This window comes from Sphingopyxis panaciterrae (assembly GCF_011762125.1).
Lineage (GTDB): Bacteria > Pseudomonadota > Alphaproteobacteria > Sphingomonadales > Sphingomonadaceae > Sphingopyxis > Sphingopyxis panaciterrae.
In genome coordinates, this window is sequence record NZ_JAASQN010000003.1 from 376,207 (window position 1) to 396,465 (window position 20,259).

General features: G+C 66.6%; 24 protein-coding genes. 6 read left to right on the forward strand and 18 right to left on the reverse strand.

Annotation, left to right across the window (positions count from 1 at the left end):
* Positions 1-10: 10 nt before the first annotated feature.
* The 6 genes from FHR22_RS13785 to FHR22_RS13810 all read left to right on the forward strand — a co-directional run bounded on the left by FHR22_RS13785 (position 11) and on the right by FHR22_RS13810 (position 6,560).
* Positions 11-2,170, forward strand: a complete 2,160-nt coding sequence (locus tag FHR22_RS13785) for a prolyl oligopeptidase family serine peptidase (RefSeq protein WP_208417696.1) — start codon at positions 11-13, stop codon at positions 2,168-2,170.
* Positions 2,146-3,261 carry an exonuclease/endonuclease/phosphatase family protein gene (locus FHR22_RS13790; RefSeq protein ID WP_166943750.1) on the forward strand — a complete coding sequence of 372 codons (1,116 nt, stop codon included), beginning with the start codon at positions 2,146-2,148 and terminating at the stop codon, positions 3,259-3,261. The genes FHR22_RS13785 and FHR22_RS13790 overlap by 25 nt, the downstream gene beginning before the upstream one ends.
* Positions 3,262-3,276: 15 nt before the next feature.
* Positions 3,277-3,765: a GAF domain-containing protein gene (locus tag FHR22_RS13795; RefSeq protein ID WP_166943752.1), complete on the forward strand. Its 489-nt coding sequence runs from the start codon at positions 3,277-3,279 to the stop codon at positions 3,763-3,765.
* Positions 3,766-4,222: 457 nt separating this feature from the next.
* The gene (locus FHR22_RS13800) at positions 4,223-5,110 is read left to right on the forward strand and encodes a glycine zipper 2TM domain-containing protein (protein ID WP_166943755.1); all 888 of its coding nucleotides are present in this window, start codon (positions 4,223-4,225) and stop codon (positions 5,108-5,110) included.
* Positions 5,111-5,297: 187 nt separating this feature from the next.
* Positions 5,298-5,825 carry a hypothetical protein gene (locus tag FHR22_RS13805; protein ID WP_166943757.1) on the forward strand — a complete coding sequence of 176 codons (528 nt, stop codon included), beginning with the start codon at positions 5,298-5,300 and terminating at the stop codon, positions 5,823-5,825.
* 195 nt (positions 5,826-6,020) lie between these two features.
* Positions 6,021-6,560: a hypothetical protein gene (locus tag FHR22_RS13810; protein WP_166943759.1), complete on the forward strand. Its 540-nt coding sequence runs from the start codon at positions 6,021-6,023 to the stop codon at positions 6,558-6,560.
* An 82-nt stretch (positions 6,561-6,642) separates the two neighbouring features.
* On the opposite strand, the gene rplQ is transcribed toward FHR22_RS13810, so the two are convergent.
* From rplQ to FHR22_RS13900, 18 genes are all read right to left on the reverse strand, one after another.
* A complete protein-coding gene (rplQ, locus tag FHR22_RS13815; protein WP_166943761.1) occupies positions 6,643-7,062 on the reverse strand; it encodes a 50S ribosomal protein L17 in 420 nt (139 codons plus the stop codon).
* Positions 7,063-7,227: 165 nt separating this feature from the next.
* The gene (locus tag FHR22_RS13820; RefSeq protein ID WP_054589141.1) at positions 7,228-8,286 is read right to left on the reverse strand and encodes a DNA-directed RNA polymerase subunit alpha; all 1,059 of its coding nucleotides are present in this window, start codon (positions 8,284-8,286) and stop codon (positions 7,228-7,230) included.
* Between the two features lie 106 nt (positions 8,287-8,392).
* Positions 8,393-8,782, reverse strand: coding sequence for a 30S ribosomal protein S11 (rpsK, locus tag FHR22_RS13825; protein WP_003040416.1), 390 nt, complete (start codon positions 8,780-8,782; stop codon positions 8,393-8,395).
* A gap of 103 nt (positions 8,783-8,885) precedes the next feature.
* Positions 8,886-9,254: a 30S ribosomal protein S13 gene (gene rpsM, locus FHR22_RS13830; RefSeq protein ID WP_166943967.1), complete on the reverse strand. Its 369-nt coding sequence runs from the start codon at positions 9,252-9,254 to the stop codon at positions 8,886-8,888.
* 189 nt (positions 9,255-9,443) lie between these two features.
* On the reverse strand, positions 9,444-10,235 hold the full coding sequence (locus FHR22_RS13835; RefSeq protein WP_166943763.1) for an inositol monophosphatase family protein: 792 nt from the start codon (positions 10,233-10,235) through the stop codon (positions 9,444-9,446).
* A gap of 7 nt (positions 10,236-10,242) precedes the next feature.
* A complete protein-coding gene (locus FHR22_RS13840; protein WP_166943765.1) occupies positions 10,243-11,586 on the reverse strand; it encodes a TldD/PmbA family protein in 1,344 nt (447 codons plus the stop codon).
* A 157-nt stretch (positions 11,587-11,743) separates the two neighbouring features.
* Positions 11,744-12,142 carry a hypothetical protein gene (locus FHR22_RS13845; RefSeq protein ID WP_166943767.1) on the reverse strand — a complete coding sequence of 133 codons (399 nt, stop codon included), beginning with the start codon at positions 12,140-12,142 and terminating at the stop codon, positions 11,744-11,746.
* 286 nt (positions 12,143-12,428) lie between these two features.
* Positions 12,429-13,028, reverse strand: coding sequence for a hypothetical protein (locus FHR22_RS13850; RefSeq protein ID WP_166943769.1), 600 nt, complete (start codon positions 13,026-13,028; stop codon positions 12,429-12,431).
* Between the two features lie 85 nt (positions 13,029-13,113).
* The gene (locus FHR22_RS13855) at positions 13,114-13,638 is read right to left on the reverse strand and encodes a demethoxyubiquinone hydroxylase family protein (RefSeq protein ID WP_166943771.1); all 525 of its coding nucleotides are present in this window, start codon (positions 13,636-13,638) and stop codon (positions 13,114-13,116) included.
* Entirely contained in the window at positions 13,635-14,114 is a 480-nt protein-coding gene (locus FHR22_RS13860) for a disulfide bond formation protein B (RefSeq protein WP_166943773.1), read from the reverse strand. The genes FHR22_RS13855 and FHR22_RS13860 overlap by 4 nt, the downstream gene beginning before the upstream one ends.
* Before the next feature lie 12 nt (positions 14,115-14,126).
* On the reverse strand, positions 14,127-15,515 hold the full coding sequence (locus FHR22_RS13865) for a S41 family peptidase (RefSeq protein ID WP_166943775.1): 1,389 nt from the start codon (positions 15,513-15,515) through the stop codon (positions 14,127-14,129).
* A 132-nt stretch (positions 15,516-15,647) separates the two neighbouring features.
* Positions 15,648-16,862, reverse strand: a complete 1,215-nt coding sequence (locus tag FHR22_RS13870; protein ID WP_166943776.1) for a murein hydrolase activator EnvC family protein — start codon at positions 16,860-16,862, stop codon at positions 15,648-15,650.
* Positions 16,859-17,287, reverse strand: a complete 429-nt coding sequence (locus tag FHR22_RS13875) for a 23S rRNA (pseudouridine(1915)-N(3))-methyltransferase RlmH (protein WP_166943777.1) — start codon at positions 17,285-17,287, stop codon at positions 16,859-16,861. Before FHR22_RS13875 ends, FHR22_RS13870 begins: the two co-directional genes overlap by 4 nt.
* Positions 17,288-17,320: 33 nt before the next feature.
* The gene (gene rsfS, locus FHR22_RS13880) at positions 17,321-17,731 is read right to left on the reverse strand and encodes a ribosome silencing factor (RefSeq protein ID WP_208417697.1); all 411 of its coding nucleotides are present in this window, start codon (positions 17,729-17,731) and stop codon (positions 17,321-17,323) included.
* The gene (locus FHR22_RS13885) at positions 17,728-18,381 is read right to left on the reverse strand and encodes a nicotinate-nucleotide adenylyltransferase (RefSeq protein WP_166943778.1); all 654 of its coding nucleotides are present in this window, start codon (positions 18,379-18,381) and stop codon (positions 17,728-17,730) included. Before FHR22_RS13885 ends, rsfS begins: the two co-directional genes overlap by 4 nt.
* Positions 18,378-18,662 (reverse strand): type II toxin-antitoxin system RelE/ParE family toxin, encoded by a 285-nt coding sequence (locus tag FHR22_RS13890; protein WP_166943779.1) that lies wholly within the window; start codon positions 18,660-18,662, stop codon positions 18,378-18,380. The genes FHR22_RS13885 and FHR22_RS13890 overlap by 4 nt, the downstream gene beginning before the upstream one ends.
* Entirely contained in the window at positions 18,659-18,931 is a 273-nt protein-coding gene (locus tag FHR22_RS13895) for a CopG family ribbon-helix-helix protein (protein ID WP_166943780.1), read from the reverse strand. Before FHR22_RS13895 ends, FHR22_RS13890 begins: the two co-directional genes overlap by 4 nt.
* A 31-nt stretch (positions 18,932-18,962) precedes the next feature.
* Positions 18,963-20,246 (reverse strand): glutamate-5-semialdehyde dehydrogenase, encoded by a 1,284-nt coding sequence (locus FHR22_RS13900; protein WP_166943781.1) that lies wholly within the window; start codon positions 20,244-20,246, stop codon positions 18,963-18,965.
* Positions 20,247-20,259 lie beyond the last annotated feature (13 nt).

Below are 20,259 nucleotides of genomic sequence, written 5' to 3' on the forward strand. Positions count from 1 at the left end.
TCGCCTTGCCATGTCCCGAACAGCCTTTCGCGCGCCGCTGGCGCTGGCCGCGTTGATGATGACGCCGGCCGCCGCACAGGCCGCGGGGGATGCGGCGGGATCGGCGCCCGCGCCCGCGCTCGCCTATCCCGACACCGCGCGCGACACGATCGTCGATCCGCAGTTCGGGATCGACGTCGCCGACCCCTATCGCTGGCTGGAAGACGATGTCCGCGTCAATCCGAAGGTCGCGGCGTGGGTCGCGGCGCAGAACAAGGTCACCGACGCCTATCTCGACACGCTCCCCGGCCGCGATGCCTTCGCCAAGCGGATGACCGAATTGTATAATTACGAGCGTTTCGGCCTGCCGACCAAGGCCGGGGCGCGCTATTTCTACACGCGCAACGACGGGCTGCAGCCGCAGTCGGTGCTGTATGTCCGCGAGGGGCTGAAGGGCGAGGGGCGGGTGCTGATCGACCCCAATGCCTGGGCCAAGGACGGCGCGACCGCGCTTGCCGAATGGGTGCCGTCCGAAGACGGCAAGCATCTGCTCTACTCGGTCCAGGACGGCGGCACCGACTGGCGCATCGTCCGTGTCAAGGATGTCGCGACCGGGCAGGATCTGGCCGACGAGATACGCTGGGTCAAATTCTCCGGCTTCGACTGGGCCAAGGACGGCAGCGGCTTTTATTATTCGCGCTTCCCCGAGCCGGAAGCGGGTGAGGCGTTCCAGTCGTTGAACGAGAATCACGCCGTCTATTTCCACCGGCTCGGGACGCCGCAGAGCGACGATGTGCTGATCCACGCGACCCCCGACAAGCCCAAGCTCAACAACAGCGCGGTCGTCACCGACGACGGCCAATATCTGCTCGTCGTCGGGTCCGAAGGCACCGACGAGCGCTATGGGCTGACGCTCTATCCGATCGGCAAGCGCGTCGGAAAGCCGATTCCGCTGGTCGAAGATTATGCGAACAACTGGGAATATGTGACCAACGCGGGCACGCGTTTCACCTTCCTGACCAACAAGGGCGCGCCGCGCCAGCGGCTGGTGTCGTTCGACATCAAAAAGCCCGCGGCGCTGACCGAACTCGTCGCCGAGAACGAGGCGACGCTGGTCGGCGCGTCGCGCGTCGGCGACCGGATCATCCTGTCCTACCTCGGCGATGCCAAGTCGGAGGCGCGAATGGTCGCCCTGGACGGCAAGCCGATCGCCAACATCAGCCTGGCCGACATCGGGTCGGCATCGGGCTTTGGCGGCAAGTCGGCCGATCCCGAAACCTTCTATGCCTTTTCCAGCTATGCGCGGCCGACGACGATCTACCGGCTCGATACGGTGACCGGGAAAACCGAGATTTTCGCCGAGCCGAAACTGACCTTCGACCCGAAGCAATTTTCGGTCGAACAGCGTTTCTACAAATCGAATGACGGCACCGAAGTGCCGATGTTCGTCGTAATGAAGAAGGGCATCGACAGAGCCAAGGGATCGCCGACGATCCTTTACGGCTATGGCGGCTTCAACGTGTCGATGACCCCCGCCTTTTCGCCGACCCGGTTGGCCTGGGTCGACAAGGGCGGCGTGCTCGCGATCGCCAACCTGCGCGGCGGCGGCGAATATGGCAAGGCGTGGCACGATGCCGGCCGGCTCGCCAAGAAGCAGAATGTCTTCGACGATTTCATCGCCGCGGGCGAATATCTGATCGCGCAAGGCATCACCGGCAAGGGTGAGTTGGCGATCGAAGGCGGGTCGAACGGCGGGCTGCTTGTCGGCGCGGTGACCAACCAGCGCCCCGACCTGTTCGCCGCCGCCTTGCCCGCGGTCGGGGTGATGGACATGCTCCGCTTCGACCGTTTCACCGCCGGGCGCTATTGGACCGACGATTATGGCTATCCGTCGAAGGAGCAGGATTTCAGGAATCTGCTCGCCTACTCGCCCTATCATAACATCAAGGACGGGACGGCTTATCCGGCGGTGCTGGTAACGACCGCCGATACCGACGACCGCGTCGTTCCCGGGCACAGTTTCAAATATACCGCCGCGCTGCAGCATGCGCATGCCGGCGGCAGGCCGCACCTCATCCGCATCGAAACGCGCGCCGGGCACGGGTCGGGCAAGCCGACCGACAAGATTATCGCCGAAGCCGCCGATAAATATGCCTTCGCCGCGCGATGGACCGGGCTGACCGTCGAGTAAGGCGCGGGTTCCCCATCGCCGCTGTCGCCCTGCTCGGGCTGGCGGCGGCGGGGTGGGCCGTGCTGCCCGACGGCAGGCTCGCCCGTGTCGAGCGGCGGGCCGATTGCACCGATCCCGCCAAACTGCCGCCGGTCGAAACGCTCGCCGACGGACGCCAGGCGATGCGGCTCAGGGTCCTGCTGTGGAATGTCGAGGGTCTGCCCTGGCCGATCCGCAGCGGGCGTGAGGTCAAGCTGGCGCAAATCGCCGACTGGATCGCGGCGCGTCGCGCAGCGGGGCGCGGTCCCGATATATTGATCCTGCACAAGGCGTTCGTGCCCGAGGCGTCGCGGATCGCGGTCGTGGGCGGTTTCGGTTCGATCGTACCGGGACCCGCGCTGGATCAGCGGAGGCGGCTGCCGGCGGCTGAAGCGCCCATCGGCTATGCCGACGGCGCGCGTTGGCGGAAGGGTGAAGGGCTGGGCAAATGGCTCGACGGCGGGCTGTATATCGCAACCGACCTTCCCGTGCTCGCGGCCCAGAGCGAGGCGTTTGGTGCCGACAGCTGCGCCGGATATGATTGCCTGTCGAACAAGGGCGGGCTGGTGCTGCGCGTCGCCGTCCCCGGCGCCCCCGAGCGGCTGACGATCTTCAATACCCACCGCAATTCGCGCGAGCCTGCCAAGGTCGGCATCGCGCGCGCCGAAGCGTCGCATAGGCTGCAGACGGCAGAGAATGACGCGCTTCTCGCCGCGACAACGCCGCCCCGCTCGGCGATGATCGCGGCGGGCGATTTCAACAATTATCGCGCCGGCGACCGGATCGGGCGCTTTGCCAACGATCCGGCATTCCGGCTGGCCGCGAAGGGCGCGGGCATGAGCGCGCGAGCAGCACCGATGACCGATCAAAAAGCGTGGACCGATGCATATGATCTGCTCGGCTTTCGCAGTTCCAGCGCGCTGCGCGTCGAACCGCTTGCCGTCGCGACATTGTTCGACGGCAAAAATGGTCCTCGCCTTTCGGACCATGACGCCCAATATATCGTCTTCCGGCTGAGCTGGCGCGGCGACGCCGCGGCGCTACCGGCCACCACCCCGCGCTGCCCCAGCTGATCCGAAAGGCCTGCCATGTCCTACGCCCTCTCCTTCACCGCGACCGCCGCCGATGCGCTGTGGATCGAAGCCGCCGATGCCGCGGAGGCGCTCGTCGCGGGCGAGCCCGACGGCATTGCCAACATGGCGAATGTCGCGGCGCTGATCTGGCAGGCGATTCCCGACCTCAACTGGGCGGGCTTCTATCGTTTCGACGGCGCCGAACTCGTCCTCGGGCCGTTTCAAGGCAAGGCGGCTTGTATCCGTATCCCGCTGGACAAAGGGGTGTGCGGCGCGGCGGCGCGGCTGCGCGCGAGCCAGCGCGTCGACGACGTCCATGCCTTTCCCGGTCACATCGCCTGCGACGCCGCGAGCCGCAGCGAACTGGTCGTGCCGATCGTTGCGCACGACCGGCTGGTCGGCGTGCTCGACCTCGACAGCCCGGTCCCCGGACGCTTTACCGCCGACGATCAGGTCGGTGCGGAGGTGTTGATCGCGCGGATTGCCGCGGCGTTGGCGGAGTAATCGGGAAAGGGTTGCGAACGTCCGCGAACAAAGTGATGTGGTCTGGCGCAGATGGCCGCTTTGGGGTGGGGAGGGGACATCCAACCTCGTCATGCGCACCCAATCTTTGTCATCCCCGCTTTCGCGGGATGACATGGATAGGAAATCAAACGTCCACTACTGGCCGTTTCCCGTCCTCTCCCTCGTCATCCCGGGCTTGACCCGGGATCCCGCTTTTTTGAAGTCATCAGCTGTTTTCGAGGTCAAGCGGGACCCCGGATCAAGTCCGGGGTGACGATAAAGGGAACGTCCGCTCCCTGCCGTCAGCTGACACCCGGCGCGCGAATGATCCGCCCCAAATCGGGACAGATTCGACACGGTTAACGGATTCGCGACGCGACCGCTATTTTGCTAACAGACTGTTAACCAATGGGCCGCCGCCAAGCTGGCGCCGGCCGCCGGAAGCAGGGAGTTTAGCATGCGCACGATGTTCCTTCTGGGGATTGCCGCCGGATCGATGCTGATGGCCGGATCGGCGTCGGCGCGCGACCAGCGCCCGTCGCTCGACTATGGGACGCCCGCGGCGCCTGACGCGCGTGTCTACACCGGCTATCCTGATCGCGTGCCCAGCGAAGTCGATTACCGGCAGGTTGGCGGCACCTATGACGCCGAGGGGCGCTGGACCGGAACGTGGGACGGCACCTATGAAGCGCCCGACGGCCGCCGTTATGACGGCCGCTATGAAGGCACGATCGAGGGCCCAACGGGAGGCGGGGGCACCAGCTATGCACCGCCGCCGGCTTATGATCCCTATTATGACGGCGACGATCGCCGCGGTTATGATGACCGCTATGATGGCCGTTACGACGCCGATATGGAACGCCGCTGTGGCCGGGGGGGCACAGTGGGCGGCGCGGTTGTCGGCGGACTCGTGGGGGGTGTCGCCGGCAACCGCATAGCCGGACGCGGCAACCGCACCGCCGGCACGCTGATCGGCGGCGGGGTCGGCGCGATCGCCGGTGCCGCAATCGGCAACGCGTCCGACCGCAAGAAGTGCGAAGAATATTGGGCGCGCAGCGGCGGTTATTCGCAGGGCGGCTATTACCAGGGTGCGCCTTATCCGGGCGGTTATTATCAGGGCGGCACCACCGTCCACCAGCAGGGCGGTTACGGCTATTATGGCGCGCCCTATGGTTATTACACGCCGGGCGTCGTCGTCACGACGGTGATCACCAACGGCGCGCCGATCGTGACCGAAACGGTCGAAACCTCCACCCGCACCTATTATGAAAATGTCCCGGTGCGGAAGCGCTATGTCGCCAAGAAGAAGTGGAAGCCGCGGCCCAAGCCGCGCTGCGTTTGCTGATACCCGACAGGTCTGGTCACCACGTCTGGTTATGGGCCCGCCCTCCGCAAGGATGGCGGGCCTTTTGCTGCGAGATCACGGCTTATCGCGCGTGGAGGGCGGTTCAGCGGCGCGAAAGCATCGCCGGCCTAAAGCGGCCGGGATAGCGGGCCGACTGTCGTTGCCCATATGCGGGGAGTTTCCCTCGATGCGTAAATGGATCAACCTTGCGGTCGCCGCCGCAGTTACCGTCACGTCGGTGGGCTTCAGCGCCGTTCCGGCCGAGGCGCGCTCGCGCCATGGCGGCTGGGGCCACCGCGACCGCGACCGGATCAGCACCGGCGAAGTGCTGGGCGGGCTGTTCGTGATCGGCGCGATCGCCGCCATCGCGGGCGCCGCGGGCAAGAACAAGGCCGAGCGGCGCGACGATCGCTACGACCCGCCGTACCGCGACGATGATTATCGCGAGGTTCCGCGCTACGAGCCCGAAAATCAGGGCGAGCCGCAGGGCGGATCCTTTGGCGGCGCCGACGCCGAGACGCGCGCCGCCGACGCGTGCAGCTGGGCGGTCGAGGCCGAAATGGGCGACGATGCCCGCGTCGACAGCATCGGCACCACCGAACCCAATAACGGCGGCTGGTATGTCACCGGCACCGCATTGCGGCTGGGCGGCGAGGTGCGCAGCTTTGGTTGCAGTTACCGCAACGGCCGCGTCGTCGACGTCAGCTTCGGCTGACCCAGCGCCTTTATCGGCATGCGGCGGGCCTCGTCATCCTCGGGTGGCGGGGCCCGCTGCTTTTGAAGCTGAACGCCAGCGAAACCGAGTCTGAACCACAGATAAGCAGGGGGTTCAGCGCCATGTCACCCCGCCCTTGGTAGAAGCTTTGCAACAGGCGGCGATTGCGCCGCCTGCGCCCAAGGAGACTGAACCATGGCTATGCAGAAACTGACCAAGGCCGCGATTGGTGCGGCCACCGCCGGCGCCATGCTGCTCGGCAGCACGCCCGCAATGGCGCGCGACCGCGATCGCGACGGCGACGGGATCAGCGCAGGCGAAGTGATCGCCGGCGCCGTCGTCCTTGGCGGGCTTGCCGCGATCCTGTCGAGCGGCGGCAATGACCGATATGACCGCAACGACCGGCGCTATCGCGATGATTATCGCGGCGGCGGCTACAACGACCCGCGCTATGGTTATGGCTATGACTATAACCGTTATGGCAACAGCCGCAGCGCGGTTAGCCAGTGCGTCAGCGCGGTCGAACGCGGCAGCCGCCGCTACGGCCGCACCGACGTCACCGAAGTGACCGGCATCGATCGCAAGCGCGACGGTTACAAGGTCAAGGGCCGTGTCATCGTCCGCGACGGTTATGGCGGCCGCTGGGGCCGCGGCGGCTCTTACGACAAGGGCAAGTTCAGCTGCGACATCCGCTATGGCCGCGTGCAGGATATCCGTTTTTCGGGTTTGCGCTAAGCCGGGCGGTAGACCCCGCGCACGAAAAAGGGCGGCGATCCTTGCGGACGCCGCCCTGATTTCGTTCGGTCGAAAGCGCGCCTTACGCGGCTTCGGCCTCGTCATATTGCTCGACCGGACCCGAATCCTGGCCCTTGGCATCGACGTCGCGATCGACGAATTCGATGATCGCCATCGGCGCTGCGTCCGAGGCGCGGATGCCGGCCTTGATGACGCGGGTGTAGCCGCCGTTGCGGTCGGCGTAGCGGGGCGCGAGGACGTCGAACAGCTTCTTGAGCTGCGTGTCATCGAGCAGGCGGCTGTTGGCGAGACGGCGGTTGGCGAGGCCGCCGCGCTTGGCCAGCGTGACCAGCTTTTCGATATAGGGACGCAGTTCCTTCGCCTTGGCGACGGTCGTCGTGATCTGCTCATGCTTGATGAGCGAAGCCGACATGTTGCGGAACAGGGCTGTGCGATGCGCGCTCGTGCGCTGCAGTTTCCGGCCACCCGATTTATGACGCATAATCCATTCCTTCGTTTGTTAAGGGCCCGTGTAAGGTAGCCCAGACCAGGTCGATTGCGGGCCGACCCCTTCCCGACCCCGTCGCCCCCGCGAAGGCGGGGGCCGCTGGAGGCATAGCGTAAGGCAGCAAGCGGCCCCCGCCTTCGCGGGGGCGACGTGCCAATTTTAACCCAGCAGCTCCTGTTCGAGCTTCTTGGCCATTTCCTCGATGTTCTCGGGCGGCCAGCCGGGGATGTCCATGCCGAGGCGCAGACCCATCGACGACAGCACTTCCTTGATTTCGTTCAAGGACTTGCGGCCGAAGTTCGGGGTCCGGAGCATTTCGGCTTCGGTCTTCTGAACGAGATCACCGATATAGATGATATTGTCGTTCTTGAGGCAGTTGGCGCTGCGGACCGACAGTTCGAGCTCGTCGACCTTCTTGAGAAGGAAGCGGTTGAGCTGGTTGACGTCCGATTCGTCGGCGGTGGTCGACGGCGCGGCCATGCCGATCATGCCGCTGTCGTTCATCGCTTCTTCGAAGTGGACGAAGACCTGCAGCTGGTCCTGGAGGATGCGCGCGGCGTAAGCGACGGCATCTTCCGGGGTCACCGTGCCGTCGGTTTCGACGGTCAGGTTCAGCTTGTCATAGTCCAGTTCCTGGCCGATGCGGGCATTGTCGACCTTGTAGGCGACCTGACGCACGGGCGAGTAGAGCGAGTCGACCGGGATCAGGCCGATCGGCGCATCGGCCGGGCGGTTGGCGGTCGCGGGGACATAGCCTTTGCCGGTGTCGGCAACGAGTTCCATGTTCAGCGTCGCACCATCGTCGAGGTGGCAGATGACATGGTTCGGGTTCATCACCTTGATGTCGCCCGACACCATGATGTCGCCGGCCTTGACGGTCGCGGGACCGGTCGCCGAAAGCTGAAGCCGCTTCGGGCCTTCGCCTTCCATCTTGAGCGCGATCTGCTTGACGTTGAGGACGATGTCGGTGACATCTTCGCGCACGCCGGCCAGGCTCGAGAATTCGTGCAGAACGTTCTCGATCTTGATCGACGTGATCGCCGCACCCTGGAGCGACGACAGGAGAACGCGGCGCAGCGCGTTGCCGAGCGTCAGACCGAAGCCACGCTCGAGCGGTTCGGCGACGAAGGTCGCCTTGCGCTTGCCGTCGCTGCCAGCCTTGATTTCCAGGTTGCTGGGCTTCTTCAATTCCTGCCAGTTCCGGATATTGACAGTCATGGTCTTCCCTTTGCTTTTGGCGGGACGGGGCGGGGACGGAAACCGACCTGTCCGGCGTAGAGAGGTGGCGGATGCAGCCCCGGGAGGGATGCATCCGAAGCAGGCATCAGACGCGGCGGCGCTTGGCCGGGCGGACACCATTGTGCGGGATCGGGGTCACATCGCGGATCGAGGTGATGTGGAAACCGACCGCCTGCAGCGCGCGGAGCGCCGATTCGCGGCCCGCGCCCGGACCCTTGACTTCGACTTCCAGCGTGCGGACGCCGTGTTCGGCGGCCTTCTTGCCGGCGTCTTCGGCGCAGACCTGCGCCGCGTACGGGGTCGACTTGCGGCTGCCCTTGAAGCCCATCATGCCGGCGCTCGACCAGGCAATCGCATTGCCCTGCGCGTCGGTGATGGTGATCATCGTGTTGTTGAAGGTCGCGTTGACGTGGGCCACACCCGATGAGATATTCTTGCGTTCGCGCCGACGAAGGCGCTGCGGTTCACGAGCCATGATGAAATCCTAACCTAAATCCTGAATGGCCGGTGGCGGGCGGTTCGCCGCTGCCCCGGCAGGGGAAATAAGGAAGCGCGCCCATATCGGACGCGCCGGAACCTTACTTCTTCTTGCCGGCGATCGGCTTCGCCTTGCCCTTGCGGGTGCGCGCGTTGGTGTGCGTGCGCTGGCCGCGGACCGGCAGGCCCTTGCGATGACGCAGGCCGCGGTAGCAGGCGAGGTCCATCAGGCGCTTGATGTTCATCGCCGTGGTGCGGCGAAGATCACCCTCGACCGTGTGGTCGGCGTCGAGCGTTTCGCGGATCTGCAAAACTTCGGCGTCGCTGAGGTCCTGGACGCGGCGGCTGTGGTCGATGCCCAGCTTGTCGGCGATGTCGACGGCGGTCTTGCGACCGATGCCGTGGATGTAGGTAAGAGCGATGATAACGCGCTTGTTGGTGGGCAAATTGACGCCCGCAATACGTGCCATTAGGTACTTTCTCCTGCTCCACAGGGCCTTGGCAATCGGCCCCATCTCAAAGCGTCTGGTTTCCAACGCAAAAAACGGACCACGATGCGCAGGCGCGCTTCGCCGTCCGGTCAAGATGTCGGAATAGGGCGCAACTAAGGTGAGTCGGGTCGATTGTCAAGCGAAGTGCGGCGGGTTGCGGCGCTCCGGTCAAACCTTCGACGTCAACGCGACGGCGCGATCGTGCAAGCGGTCGACCACCGCGGCATGGATCCCAGGGGAGCAGGCGATGACGCCGAAGGCTTGCGCGCGCGGGGTGTTGAAGACGAGCGGGTCGCCAAAGGCATCGGTCACCGTCGCGCCGGCCTCGGTCGCGATCAGCGCCGCGGCGGCGACGTCCCATTCGAAACCCCAGCGCAAGGTCGCGACGAGGTCGGCGCGGTCGTCGGCGACGAGCGCCATGCGCAGCGCGATGCTGTTCGGCTTGGTGACGATGACCAGGTCGCTGTCGACGCGGGGCAGGCTGTCGGCGGGCACCCGCGCGCCGGCGAAGACGGTGCGCGAACTGGCGTGCAGCGTTTCGCCGTTGAGGAGGGCGCCCTGGCCCCGCTGCGCGACCCACAGTTCGTCGAGCGCCGGGGCATAGAGGACACCGATTTCGACCGCGCCGTCGACGACCAGCGCCACCGATACGCACCATCCCGGACGGCCGCGGATGAAATCGCGCGTGCCGTCGATCGGGTCGACGCACCACATCGCGCGGCATGACAGGCGATCGGCACTGTCGGCGGTTTCCTCCGACAGCCAGCCGGCTTCGGGGACCATCGCCCCCAGCACCGCCTTCAATCGCGCATCGACCGCCAGGTCGACGTCGCTGACCGGATTGTCGTGCGATTTATTCCAGACGTTGACCGCCTTTCCCTCGCCGCGCCAGCGCGCCATCGCCATGTCGCCGACCTCGCGCGTCGCGGCAATCACCGCTTCCAGGTTGCGGCCAGGCACGCGGGGATCAGCTGCTGGCGACGGTCATGCCGTCGATGCGGATGGTGGGGACGTTGGTGCCGTGGCGGAACTCCAGGTCGTCGGCGGGGATCAGCGCCGCGAACATGTCGACGAGGTTGCCGGCGACGGTGAATTCGGCGATCGGCCCGGCGATCTGGCCATCGCGGATGACAAAGCCCGACGCGCCGCGGCTGTAGTCGCCGGTGACCGGATTGACCCCTTGGCCGATCAATTCGGTCAGATAGACGCCGGTCTTGATGTCGGCGATCAGCGCTGCGGGCGACCGGGTACCGGTCGCGAGGTGGAGGTTGCTGGCGCTCACCCCCGATGCGCCGCCGCCGCGGCTCGCATGGCCGGTGGGCGCGAGGCCGAGCTGTTTCGCTGACGCGGTGTCGAGCAGCCAGCCGGTGATCTTGCCGTTCGCGACGATGTCGCGCGCTGCGGTCGGCAGGCCTTCACCGTCGAAGGCGCGGCTGCGCAGGCCCCGCGCCCGGTGCGGTTCGTCGCGGATGACGATGCTGCTGTCGAACAGCATCTGGTCTTCCTTGCCGAGCAGGAAACTGGTTCCGCGCGCGACGGCGGGACCGGCGATCGCGCCGAGCAGATGGCCGACGATGCTGCTGCCGACGCGCGGGTCGATGACGACGGGCACCTTGCCGACCGGCGCCTTGCCGGGATTAAGGCGCGCGACGGCGCGGGTGCCGGCACGGGTGCCGATATCGGCGACGCTTTCGAGATCGGACAGATAATGCGCGCTGTGCCAGCCATAATCGCGCTGCATGCCCGCGCCTTCGCCCGCGATGACGCTGGCCGACAGGCTGTGCCCGCTCGATCCGTAACCGCCGGCAAAGCCGTGGCTGGTGACGAGCGCGAAGCGGGTGCGGCTGTGGCTGGCGGTGCCGCCCTCGCTGTTGGTGACGCCGTCGACGGCGCGCGCGGCTTCCTCGACCGTCAGCGCCGCCTCGCGCAGCGCCTGCGGGTCGGCTTCGCTGCCGTCGTCGAGGTCGAGATCGGGAACGCGGCCCTTGAACAGTAAATTTTCGGGGGCAAGGCCGGCGTAGGGATCTTCGGGCGCCTCGCGCGCCATCGCGACGCAGCGGGTGACCAGTTTGGCCAGCTCGCCGGCGTCCATATCGGCGGTCGATACGCTCGCGCTGCGCTGGCCGACGAAGACGCGCAGCGAAATATCCTGCCCTTCGGAGCGCTCGACATCCTCGAGCGCGCCAAGGCGCATCGAGACCGAGGTCGCGGCGTTGCAATAATAGAGCGCGTCGGCGGCGTCGGCGCCGGCTTTGGTCGCGGCGTCGCACAGCATCTGTGCGCGGTCGAGGGCTTCGGCAACAGTCAGCATCGCCGCGCCCTAGACGGCGCGCGGCAAAGCGTCAAAATCTAAAGCAACAATCCTCGTCACCCCGGACTTGATCCGGGGTCCAACAACGCAACGCTGGAATGGGTCCCGGCCCCCCGGATCAGGGCGGGGGTGACGCATCCGGGATGACGACGATGGATTATTTGACGATCGCGGCGATGGCGTCGGTGGCGGCCATCGCGCCGCTGACCCACAGGAAGGGCAGCGTCAGTGCGGCGACCCACAGGCGGCGGACATCGCGGCGGAAACGGGCGTGGAGTCCCCAGCTGGCGAGCGCCTGGCGGCTGAGGTGATACCAGCGCCGTTCGGTCAATCGCGCGACCGGCACCGCGATCGCGAGCAGAAAGACGAGCGCGACGATGGTCAGCATCGACGGGGCACCGGCGGCAATCGCGCTCGACACCAGCCAGATTTGCAGTGCGGCAAAGGCGATCAGTGCGGTCGCGGCGTGCAGCGTCATGCGGCGGCCCAGGCTGCGCGCCGCGGGCACGCTGGAAGTCGAGCGCCGGAACAGGCGCGGTCCAAATGCTGATGCCATTTTTTCAGCCTCCCCGGCTGGCGATTCCCAGAAACACCTAGTTTTCAGCCAATTATTACCAAGTCAAGACAAGCTACTGGCGATTCGTTAATTTTCGCGCTCGATCCGCCCCGGATTCGCAACAAAATGCGCCGAGCGGTCAAAAGCGAACAGCTGTCGCCGGTTGATGGTCGTCAAAAAGGCGCCGGGCGGGGAGGCCGGGCGAGGAGGCTGTCCGCCGAGTCGCAGGGCATGGAGCCTGTTTCAGTTGCACTGAAACAGTTCGGCCCCGGCAGTGGAACAGACGCTAGCGTGGCGGCGGAACCGGCAGCGGTTCGGCGTCGGGGGCCGGGGCATCCGCCTCGGGCGCACCGCCGCGTTCTTCGAGTTCGGCGGCGCGGCGCTGGCGTTCGGCGAGCGCCTTTTCCTCGGCCACCACCGCGGCTTCGACTTCGTCGGACGCGGCGTCGATGCCCGCGATGCGTTTTGCCCGTTCGTCGGCAATCATCGTCTGCCAGTCGGTCTTGTCCGCCGCCTTGCGTTCGGCCTTGGCGCCATCGACCAGCGCCCGGGTGCAACCGGTGAAGCCGCCGAGACCGGCCGGCGAACAGCTGTCGGTGCCGAAGCGGCCGACGCGTTCGAGCGCGACGATCTTGTTCGCCCACGCCTCGTTGCGCGGGTCGAGCACGCTGCCGCCGCGGAATATCTGCGGCACGCGGTAGCGTTCGGTCTCGGGCAGGCGGCTGCAAACGACGATTTCATCGGGGCTCGACTGTTCGCACTTGTCGTCGCCATAGACGATGACCTGGTTGATCTTCTCGCCTTCGACCGTCGTTTCCTGCGCCGCGGCGGGCAGGGCGGCGGCGCTGCCGGCGAGAATCAGCGCGAACAGGGGGAGGCGGGTCATCGATCGTTCCTTCATCATGCGTGCCGTTCGGCTTTGGCATCGGGGTCCTGCATCCGCGCTGAACGGGCAGGCATATGATCTTCTATCAGATATGTTTGGACAGCGCGATGGCTGCACGGCAACCGGCGCGAATGGCAAGGCTGAGCAGCGGATAGCCGGGGGCCTGTTCGGCGCCGGCGGCGAGCGCCTTTTCCTTATGCTCCAGTTCCTCGGCGCGAAAATCGGCGACCGCGGCGCTGAGTTCGGGGTCGCTGTCCGCCAGTTCATCGAGCTGGTCGCGGTAATGGCGGTCGATTTCGGTCTCGACCGCGGCGGTGCAGGCCATCGCGGCGCGCGGGCCCATCGCCGCGGTCACCGCGCCGAGCGCGAAGCCCGCGACGTTCCACACCGGGTGCAGCGCGGTCGGCCGCACGCCGCGCCGCGCGACCATCGCGTCGAAATATTTGCGGTGACGCTGCTCCTGTTCGGCCATATGCGCGATCTCGCGCGCTATCGGGTGACGATCGCCCATCACCGCGAGCTGACCGGCGTAGATGCGCGTCGCGCCATATTCGCCCGCCTGGTCGACGCGGATCATCGATGCGGTGCGCGGATCGCTTTTATCGCTCATCGTGCGCGGCCCGGCCGGCGAAGCAGCGAGAGGATGAATGCGGCGCCGGCGAGCGAGAAGATCGCGTTGAACCCGGCGAGCGAGACGCCGCCGAGCGTCCATTGTGCGACATCGCAGCGGACGATCGGCGCCGCCATGATATCGCTTAGCGAAACCGGCCCGGTCGCGCCCGTGCTGCACGTCGTCAGGCCTTCCCACCAGCCATATTCGACCCCGGCATGGAAGATGCCGATCGCGCCGCTGATCGCGATGGCGACGGCGGCGAGCAGGGTGAGCGCGCGCATCGCGGCGTCGTTCCGGCGCAGCAGCAGCGCGAGCGCGGCGAGGATCATCGCGACCTGATGCGGCCAGCGCTGCCAATAGCACATTTCGCAAGGGTGAAGGCCGAAGCCATATTGCGACACCAGCGCGCCGCCGTAGAGGAACAGCGGCACGGCGAAGGCGGCGGCCGGCGCGGCATAGCGCGAATTCAGCATCGGCGGCGGGCCTCAGTTACGCTGCGTCGGCTTGGCGGCGGGCGGTTTGGTGCCCTGGGCCATGCGGGGGGCGGGATTGATCCGCCCGATCGTCTGCAGCGCATAATAGAGCTGATAATCGTCGATCCCCTTGGCCTTCAGCTGTTCGGGGGTTTCGGTGAAGCGCGGATCGGCCTTTTCGTCCTTTTCGAGCAGCCCGTCGTCGACCTTCTTTTCGTTGATCAGGTGGCGGCGGAGATCGCTTTCGCGGAATTTCGGCCGCGACGCATAATCGGGATCGGACAGCTGCGGCACGCGAATGTCGGGGGCGATGCCGCCTTCCTGCACGCTGCGGCCCGAGGGGGTGTAATAGCGCGCAGTGGTCAGGCGGAGCGCGGTGGTGTCGGTGAGCGGCAGCACCGTCTGCACCGATCCCTTGCCGAAGCTGCGTTCGCCCATCACCAGCGCGCGATGCTGGTCCTGCAGCGCGCCGGCAACGATTTCGGAGGCCGAGGCCGATCCCGAATCGATCAGCACGACGACCGGCGCGCCCTGCGCAACGTCGCCGGGTTCGGCGAAATAGCGCTCTGTATCGCCCTTCTTGCGGCCGCGCTGCGATACGATTTCGCCGCGTTCGAGGAACAGGTCGCTGATCCCGACCGCCTCGTCGAGCAGCCCGCCGGGGTTCGACCGCAGGTCGAGAATCCAGCCGCGCGGCTTTTTGCCCAGCGACTTTTCGACTGCGAGCATCGCCGCCTTGAGGTCGGTCGTCGCGTCGGCGGAGAAGCTGGCGACGGTCAATACGCCGACGTCGCCCTTCACCTCCCATTTGACGGGTTTCAGGTCGATGATCTCGCGCGTCAGCGAGAGTTCCATCGGCTTGTCCCGGCCTTCGCGCACGACGGTGATGTCGATCTTGGTGCCCGGGCGTCCCTTCATCTGTTCGACCGCTTCGTCGAGCGTCATGCCGAAAATCAGCTGGCCGCCGATATGGGTGATATAATCGCCGGCCTTGATCCCGGCGCGGTCCGCCGGGGTGTCGGCCATCGGCGCGATCACCTTGACCACGCCGTCCTCCATCGTCACCGACAGGCCCAGCCCGCCATATTCGCCCTCGGTCTGGGTGCGCAGCGAGGAATAGCCGCGCGCGTCGAGATAGCCCGAATGCGGATCGAGGCTGGCGAGCATGCCGTTGATCGCGCCTTCGATCAGCTTGTCGTCGCTGACCGGTTCGACATAATTGGCCTTCACTTCGAGATAGACGTCCATGAAGCGCGCGATTTCCGCCTGCGTCGACGCATCGACGCTGGCCATCGCGCCCGTCGCGAGGGGGACCAGCGCGAGCGTGCTGAGCGCGGCAGCGCCCTGCCACAGCGCGAAGCGGCGCCTGGGACTGGCAGAAATCTTGGTCGTTTCGGTCATGATCGTCTTTCGGACAAGCGGAATGCCCCGCCTTATAAACCCCGGAGCGCCATCCTCCAATGCATTTACGCGAGGGTCAAGCGCCGCATCCCGATACGGAGCAATTGCCGAACGGCGGCTTAATCGCGCGCTTCATCCCAGCATCGCGACGATGTCGACCGGCCGCCCGCCACGGCGCAGTTCGACGGTGATCCGGCTGTCGTCGGATCCCGCCCGGCCGATCGGCGCGCCGGCATCGACCGAATCGCCGACCGCCACCGACAGGCCGATCATCCCGGTCAGCAGCGTCGTCCAGCCGCCGCCATGGTCGATGATGACGATCTTGCCATAACCGCGATAGTCGCCGGCGTAGCTGACATGGCCGGGGGCGGGCGCCACCACTTGTCCGCCGGGCTGCGCCGCGACGGTGACTCCGCGCGATCGCACGCCACTTTCATTGACCTCGCCAAGGCCCTCGACGATGCGGCCAACGACGGGCAGGCGATAGGCGCCGCGCGTCAGTTCGGCTTCGGTGGCGACCGGCGGGGCGGCACTCGGTGCGGCGCTGGCAGGGTCGCGCGGGCGCGGGACCGGACCTGCCAGTTCGGCCAGCTCGGCGCGCACCGCGCCATCCTCTTCGAGCGCGTCCATCAGTTCGACGATATCGCGCGCCTTTTCGCCGAGCCCCAGCGCGCGGTCGGCTTCGAGCCGGGCGCTGCTCATCAGCTCGCGCGAGCGGAGCCGGCCTTCATTTTCGAGCCGGGTCAGCGCGTCGCGCCGCCCGGCCAGCTCAGCCTTGCTCGCGGAAAGCGCCGCGAGTGCCACCGCCTGCTGCTGGCGGACGGTGCGCAGCGCGGCGAGTTCGCGGCGTACCCCGGCGGTACGGCGGTCAATCACCGGCATGACCGCGTCGAGCACGGCGCGGGCGTGAACCATGTCGGTGAGCGATCCTGGCTGGGCGAGCACGCTCACCGGCGGCTGGCGGCTGAGTTGCTGGAGCGAGGCGGTGAGTTCGAGCAGGGGTTGCTGCTGCTCGGCCAGCCGCGTTTCCTGCGCCGCGAGGCGGCGACGGACGAGCGACACGCGCGCTTCGCCGGCGCTGATATCGGCCTCGGCCGACTGGATGCGCGCGGCCAGCGCAGCGCTGCGCTTCTTCAGCCGGTCGGCCTGGTTCGACGCGGCCGCGGCCTGGGTTTCCAGCGTCGCGCTGCGCGCCATCGCTTCGATCGATTGCTGTTTGGCGGCGAGCAACTGCTCGCGCTCGCGCGCCGCGATGACGCCGGGATCGAATACATCGCTCTGCGCCACCGCCAATGCGCCGCCGGCGAGGAGTGCGCCGAGCGCCAGTGTCGCAAAGCTGCGCCTCATTGCCGGCCCTCGCGGTGATAGGGGTGCCCCGCGACGATGCTCGTCGCGCGCCACAATTGCTCGGCCAGCATCGCCCGCGCCATCAGGTGCGGCCAGGTCGCGCGGCCGAAGGCGATGACCTTGTCGGCGCCTTCGCGCTCCTCGGGCGTAAAGCCGTCGGCGGCGCCGAGGCAGAAACGCGCCTCGCGCACCCCGCCGTCGCGCCATTTTTCAAGGAGTTTGGCGAATTCGAGCGACGACATCTGATCGCCGCCTTCGTCGAGCAGGATGGTGCGGCTGTTATCGGCGGCGGCAGGCAGGCGCCCGCCCGTGTCGGGAAGCTCCGAAATCTTCTGCGCCCAGGTTACGCGCTTCATATAGCGCTCGACCAGTTCAGCCTCGGGCCCGCGCCCGATGCGCCCCCGCGCGATGATGTGCAATAACATGAACGTCCGCCTAGCTGGTAGGCGGGGCGGACGTCAATTTGCGGCGACGACCGGCGGCGCGTCGCCGAACGACCACATGCGTTCGAGGTTGTAGAAGCTACGCACCTCGGGACGGAACAGGTGGACGATGACGTCGCCGGCGTCGATCAACACCCAATCGGCGTTGGGCAAGCCTTCGACGCGGACGCTGCGGCCTGCTTCCTGCTTGATCCGCTGCGCCAGCTTGTCGGCGATCGCCGAGACATGGCGCGTCGACCGGCCGCTCGCGATCACCATATGATCGGCGATGCTGCTTTTGCCGGCAAGCGGGATGGAGATGGTTTCCTGGGCCTGGTCCTCATCCAGCTGGTGGAGAATCAGGGCGTGGAGCAATTCCACGCTGGCGTCCGAAGACTTGGGGGCGGGTGCGGCGCCGGGCGCGGCACCCTTGTCGGCGGAGATCAAATGCGTCCTTTCCTGGTCGGTCCCACCAGCCACGAACGCGTCAGCGGGTCGCGCATCGCGCGGCCTTCATAGCGTTCGAACCAGCGGGGGTTGGCCTGCCGTATCGCAGTTGCGGATCGCACATCGGGCGAAAATCGCAGGAACACGAGGGCAGGCGGTCTCCAGTTCGTCCAATGGGTTTTCTGGTCTGCGGGCCGGACAAATCGCCGCAGCCATCCCATCGCACGTCTTGCATGGGCGCGATCATTATAGCCCGGACGCGCGACAACCGCAATCGGCATCAATCGGGCAATCTCCCGCCAGTCGCGCCATTGGGGCAGCTGGACCAGATTGTCGGCGCCCATGATCCAGATGAAGCGGCGATCGGGGTAGCGGCGGACGAGCTTTTTGAGCGTATCGACCGTGTAGCGCGTCCCGAGCTCGGCCTCGATCGCGGTGGCGCGGATCGGCGCGCGCCGCGCCATGCGCTGGGCCGAACCGAGGCGGGCGGGGAGCGGGGCCATGCCGGATTTCGGCTTCAAGGGATTGCCGGGAGAGACGAGCCACCACAGTTCGTCGAGCCCGAGCGCGTCGATCGCACCCAGGCTGATCGCACGATGCCCGCCATGCGCGGGATTGAAGCTGCCGCCGAGGAGGCCGGTGGGGATCATGGCAGGGTTTGCCAGTCGCTCTGGAGATGGACAGTGCGAAGAATGAGAACGCGCTTCGCATCGACATTATAAAGCAACGCGAAAGGCAATTTTCCCAGACGCCATTTGCGGCGACCCGGTGCGAACGGTGTTCCCGCCCGAGGAGATGTTGCGAGGAAGATCGTCGCGCGCGCGGCTTCTTCAAGAAGAGCCTCCGCGATTTCGAAATCGGTCTCTATTTGTCGGTTCACAAAGGCGTTCAGATCTTCGCGCGAAAGCTGCGTCCAGCGAACGGGAGTCACGCAGCGTCTTTATTGCGCTTGGCTCGAATCTCTTCGCGTTTGGCAGCGATCCAGTCCAGCATTTCATCCGCAGAGATGAGCGGTTCTTCGCGCGCAGACCGTTCGCCTTCCTCGATGAACGCGAGCATTTCCGCTTCGCGCTCCGCATATTCGCGTACCGCCTGGGCCACGAGCCAGGCTCTGCTGCGCCCCTGTGCCGCCGCAATATTATCGACAAGCGCCATCGTGTCGGCATCGACGCGCGCGGAAATGACGGAATGCTTGGTCATGAATGCAATGTATCATTTGTATACAAATGATTCAAGGCCGCGTCTGGCCGCTCCCGCGCACCAGCCATTTATAGGTGGTGAGCCCTTCGAGCGCGACCGGGCCGCGCGCGTGCAGCCGCCCCGTTGCGATGCCGATTTCGGCGCCGAGGCCGAATTCTCCGCCATCCGCAAATTGCGTCGAGGCATTATGCATGACGATCGCGCTGTCGACTTCGGCGAGGAAGCGGTCGGCCGCGGCGCTGTCTTCGGTAACGATCGCGTCGGTGTGGCGGCTCGAGTGGGCGTCGATATGCGCGAGCGCGCCATCGATGCCGTCGACGATGGCGATCGAGACGATCGCATCGAGATATTCGCAGTCCCAGTCGCCCGCCGACGCGGGATCGACGTGCGGGCTCAGCGCTGCGACCGCCTTGTCGCCGCGCACTTCGCATCCCGCGACGACCAGCGCGTCGACGATCGCCAGCGGCGCGGCGTAAGCACGGTCGATCAATATCGTCTCGGTCGCGCCGCAGATGCCGGTGCGGCGCATCTTGGCGTTGACCGCCAATGCGACCGCCTTGGCCGGATCGGCGGCGGCGTCGATATAGAGATGATTGATCCCGTCGAGATGCGCGAGCACCGGCACGCGCGCTTCGTCCTGGACGCGCGCGACCAGGCCCTTGCCGCCGCGCGGGATGATGATGTCGATCAGCCCTTGCGCGCGCAGCAGCGCGCCGACCGCGGCGCGATCCTGCGTGGGCACCAGTTGTATGGCGTCGAAGGGCAGGCCCGTTTCCTCCAGCCCCGCCGCGAGCGCGGCATGGATCGCGCGGTTCGAATGGACCGCCTCACTGCCGCCGCGCAGGATCACGGCATTGCCCGACATCAGTCCGAGCGCCGCGGCGTCGGCGGTGACGTTCGGGCGGCTTTCATAGATGATGCCGACGACGCCGAGCGGAACGCGGACGCGCACCAGTTCGATGCCGTTCGGGCGCGTGCTGCGGTCGATTTCGGCGCCGACGGGGTCGGGCAATTGACCGACCGCTTCGACCGCGTCGGCGATGTCGGCCAGCCGGCCTTCGTCGAGCCGCAGCCGGTCGAGCATCGCGGCGGTGAGGCCGGCCGCCTTTCCGGCCGCCATGTCGCGGGCATTGGCGTCCAATATGGCCGCGGCGCCGGCACGCAAATGCCGGGCCGCGGCCGCCAGGGCGGCCGCCTTTCCGTTCGTCGGCGCTACGGCAAGCTTCTTCGCTGCGGCGCGCGCGCGCGCGCCCATTTCGGCGATCAGCGTGTCGGCATCGGCAAGCGGGCTCAAGATCAGGGCTTCGGCGTTCATGGCGCCGCCCTAT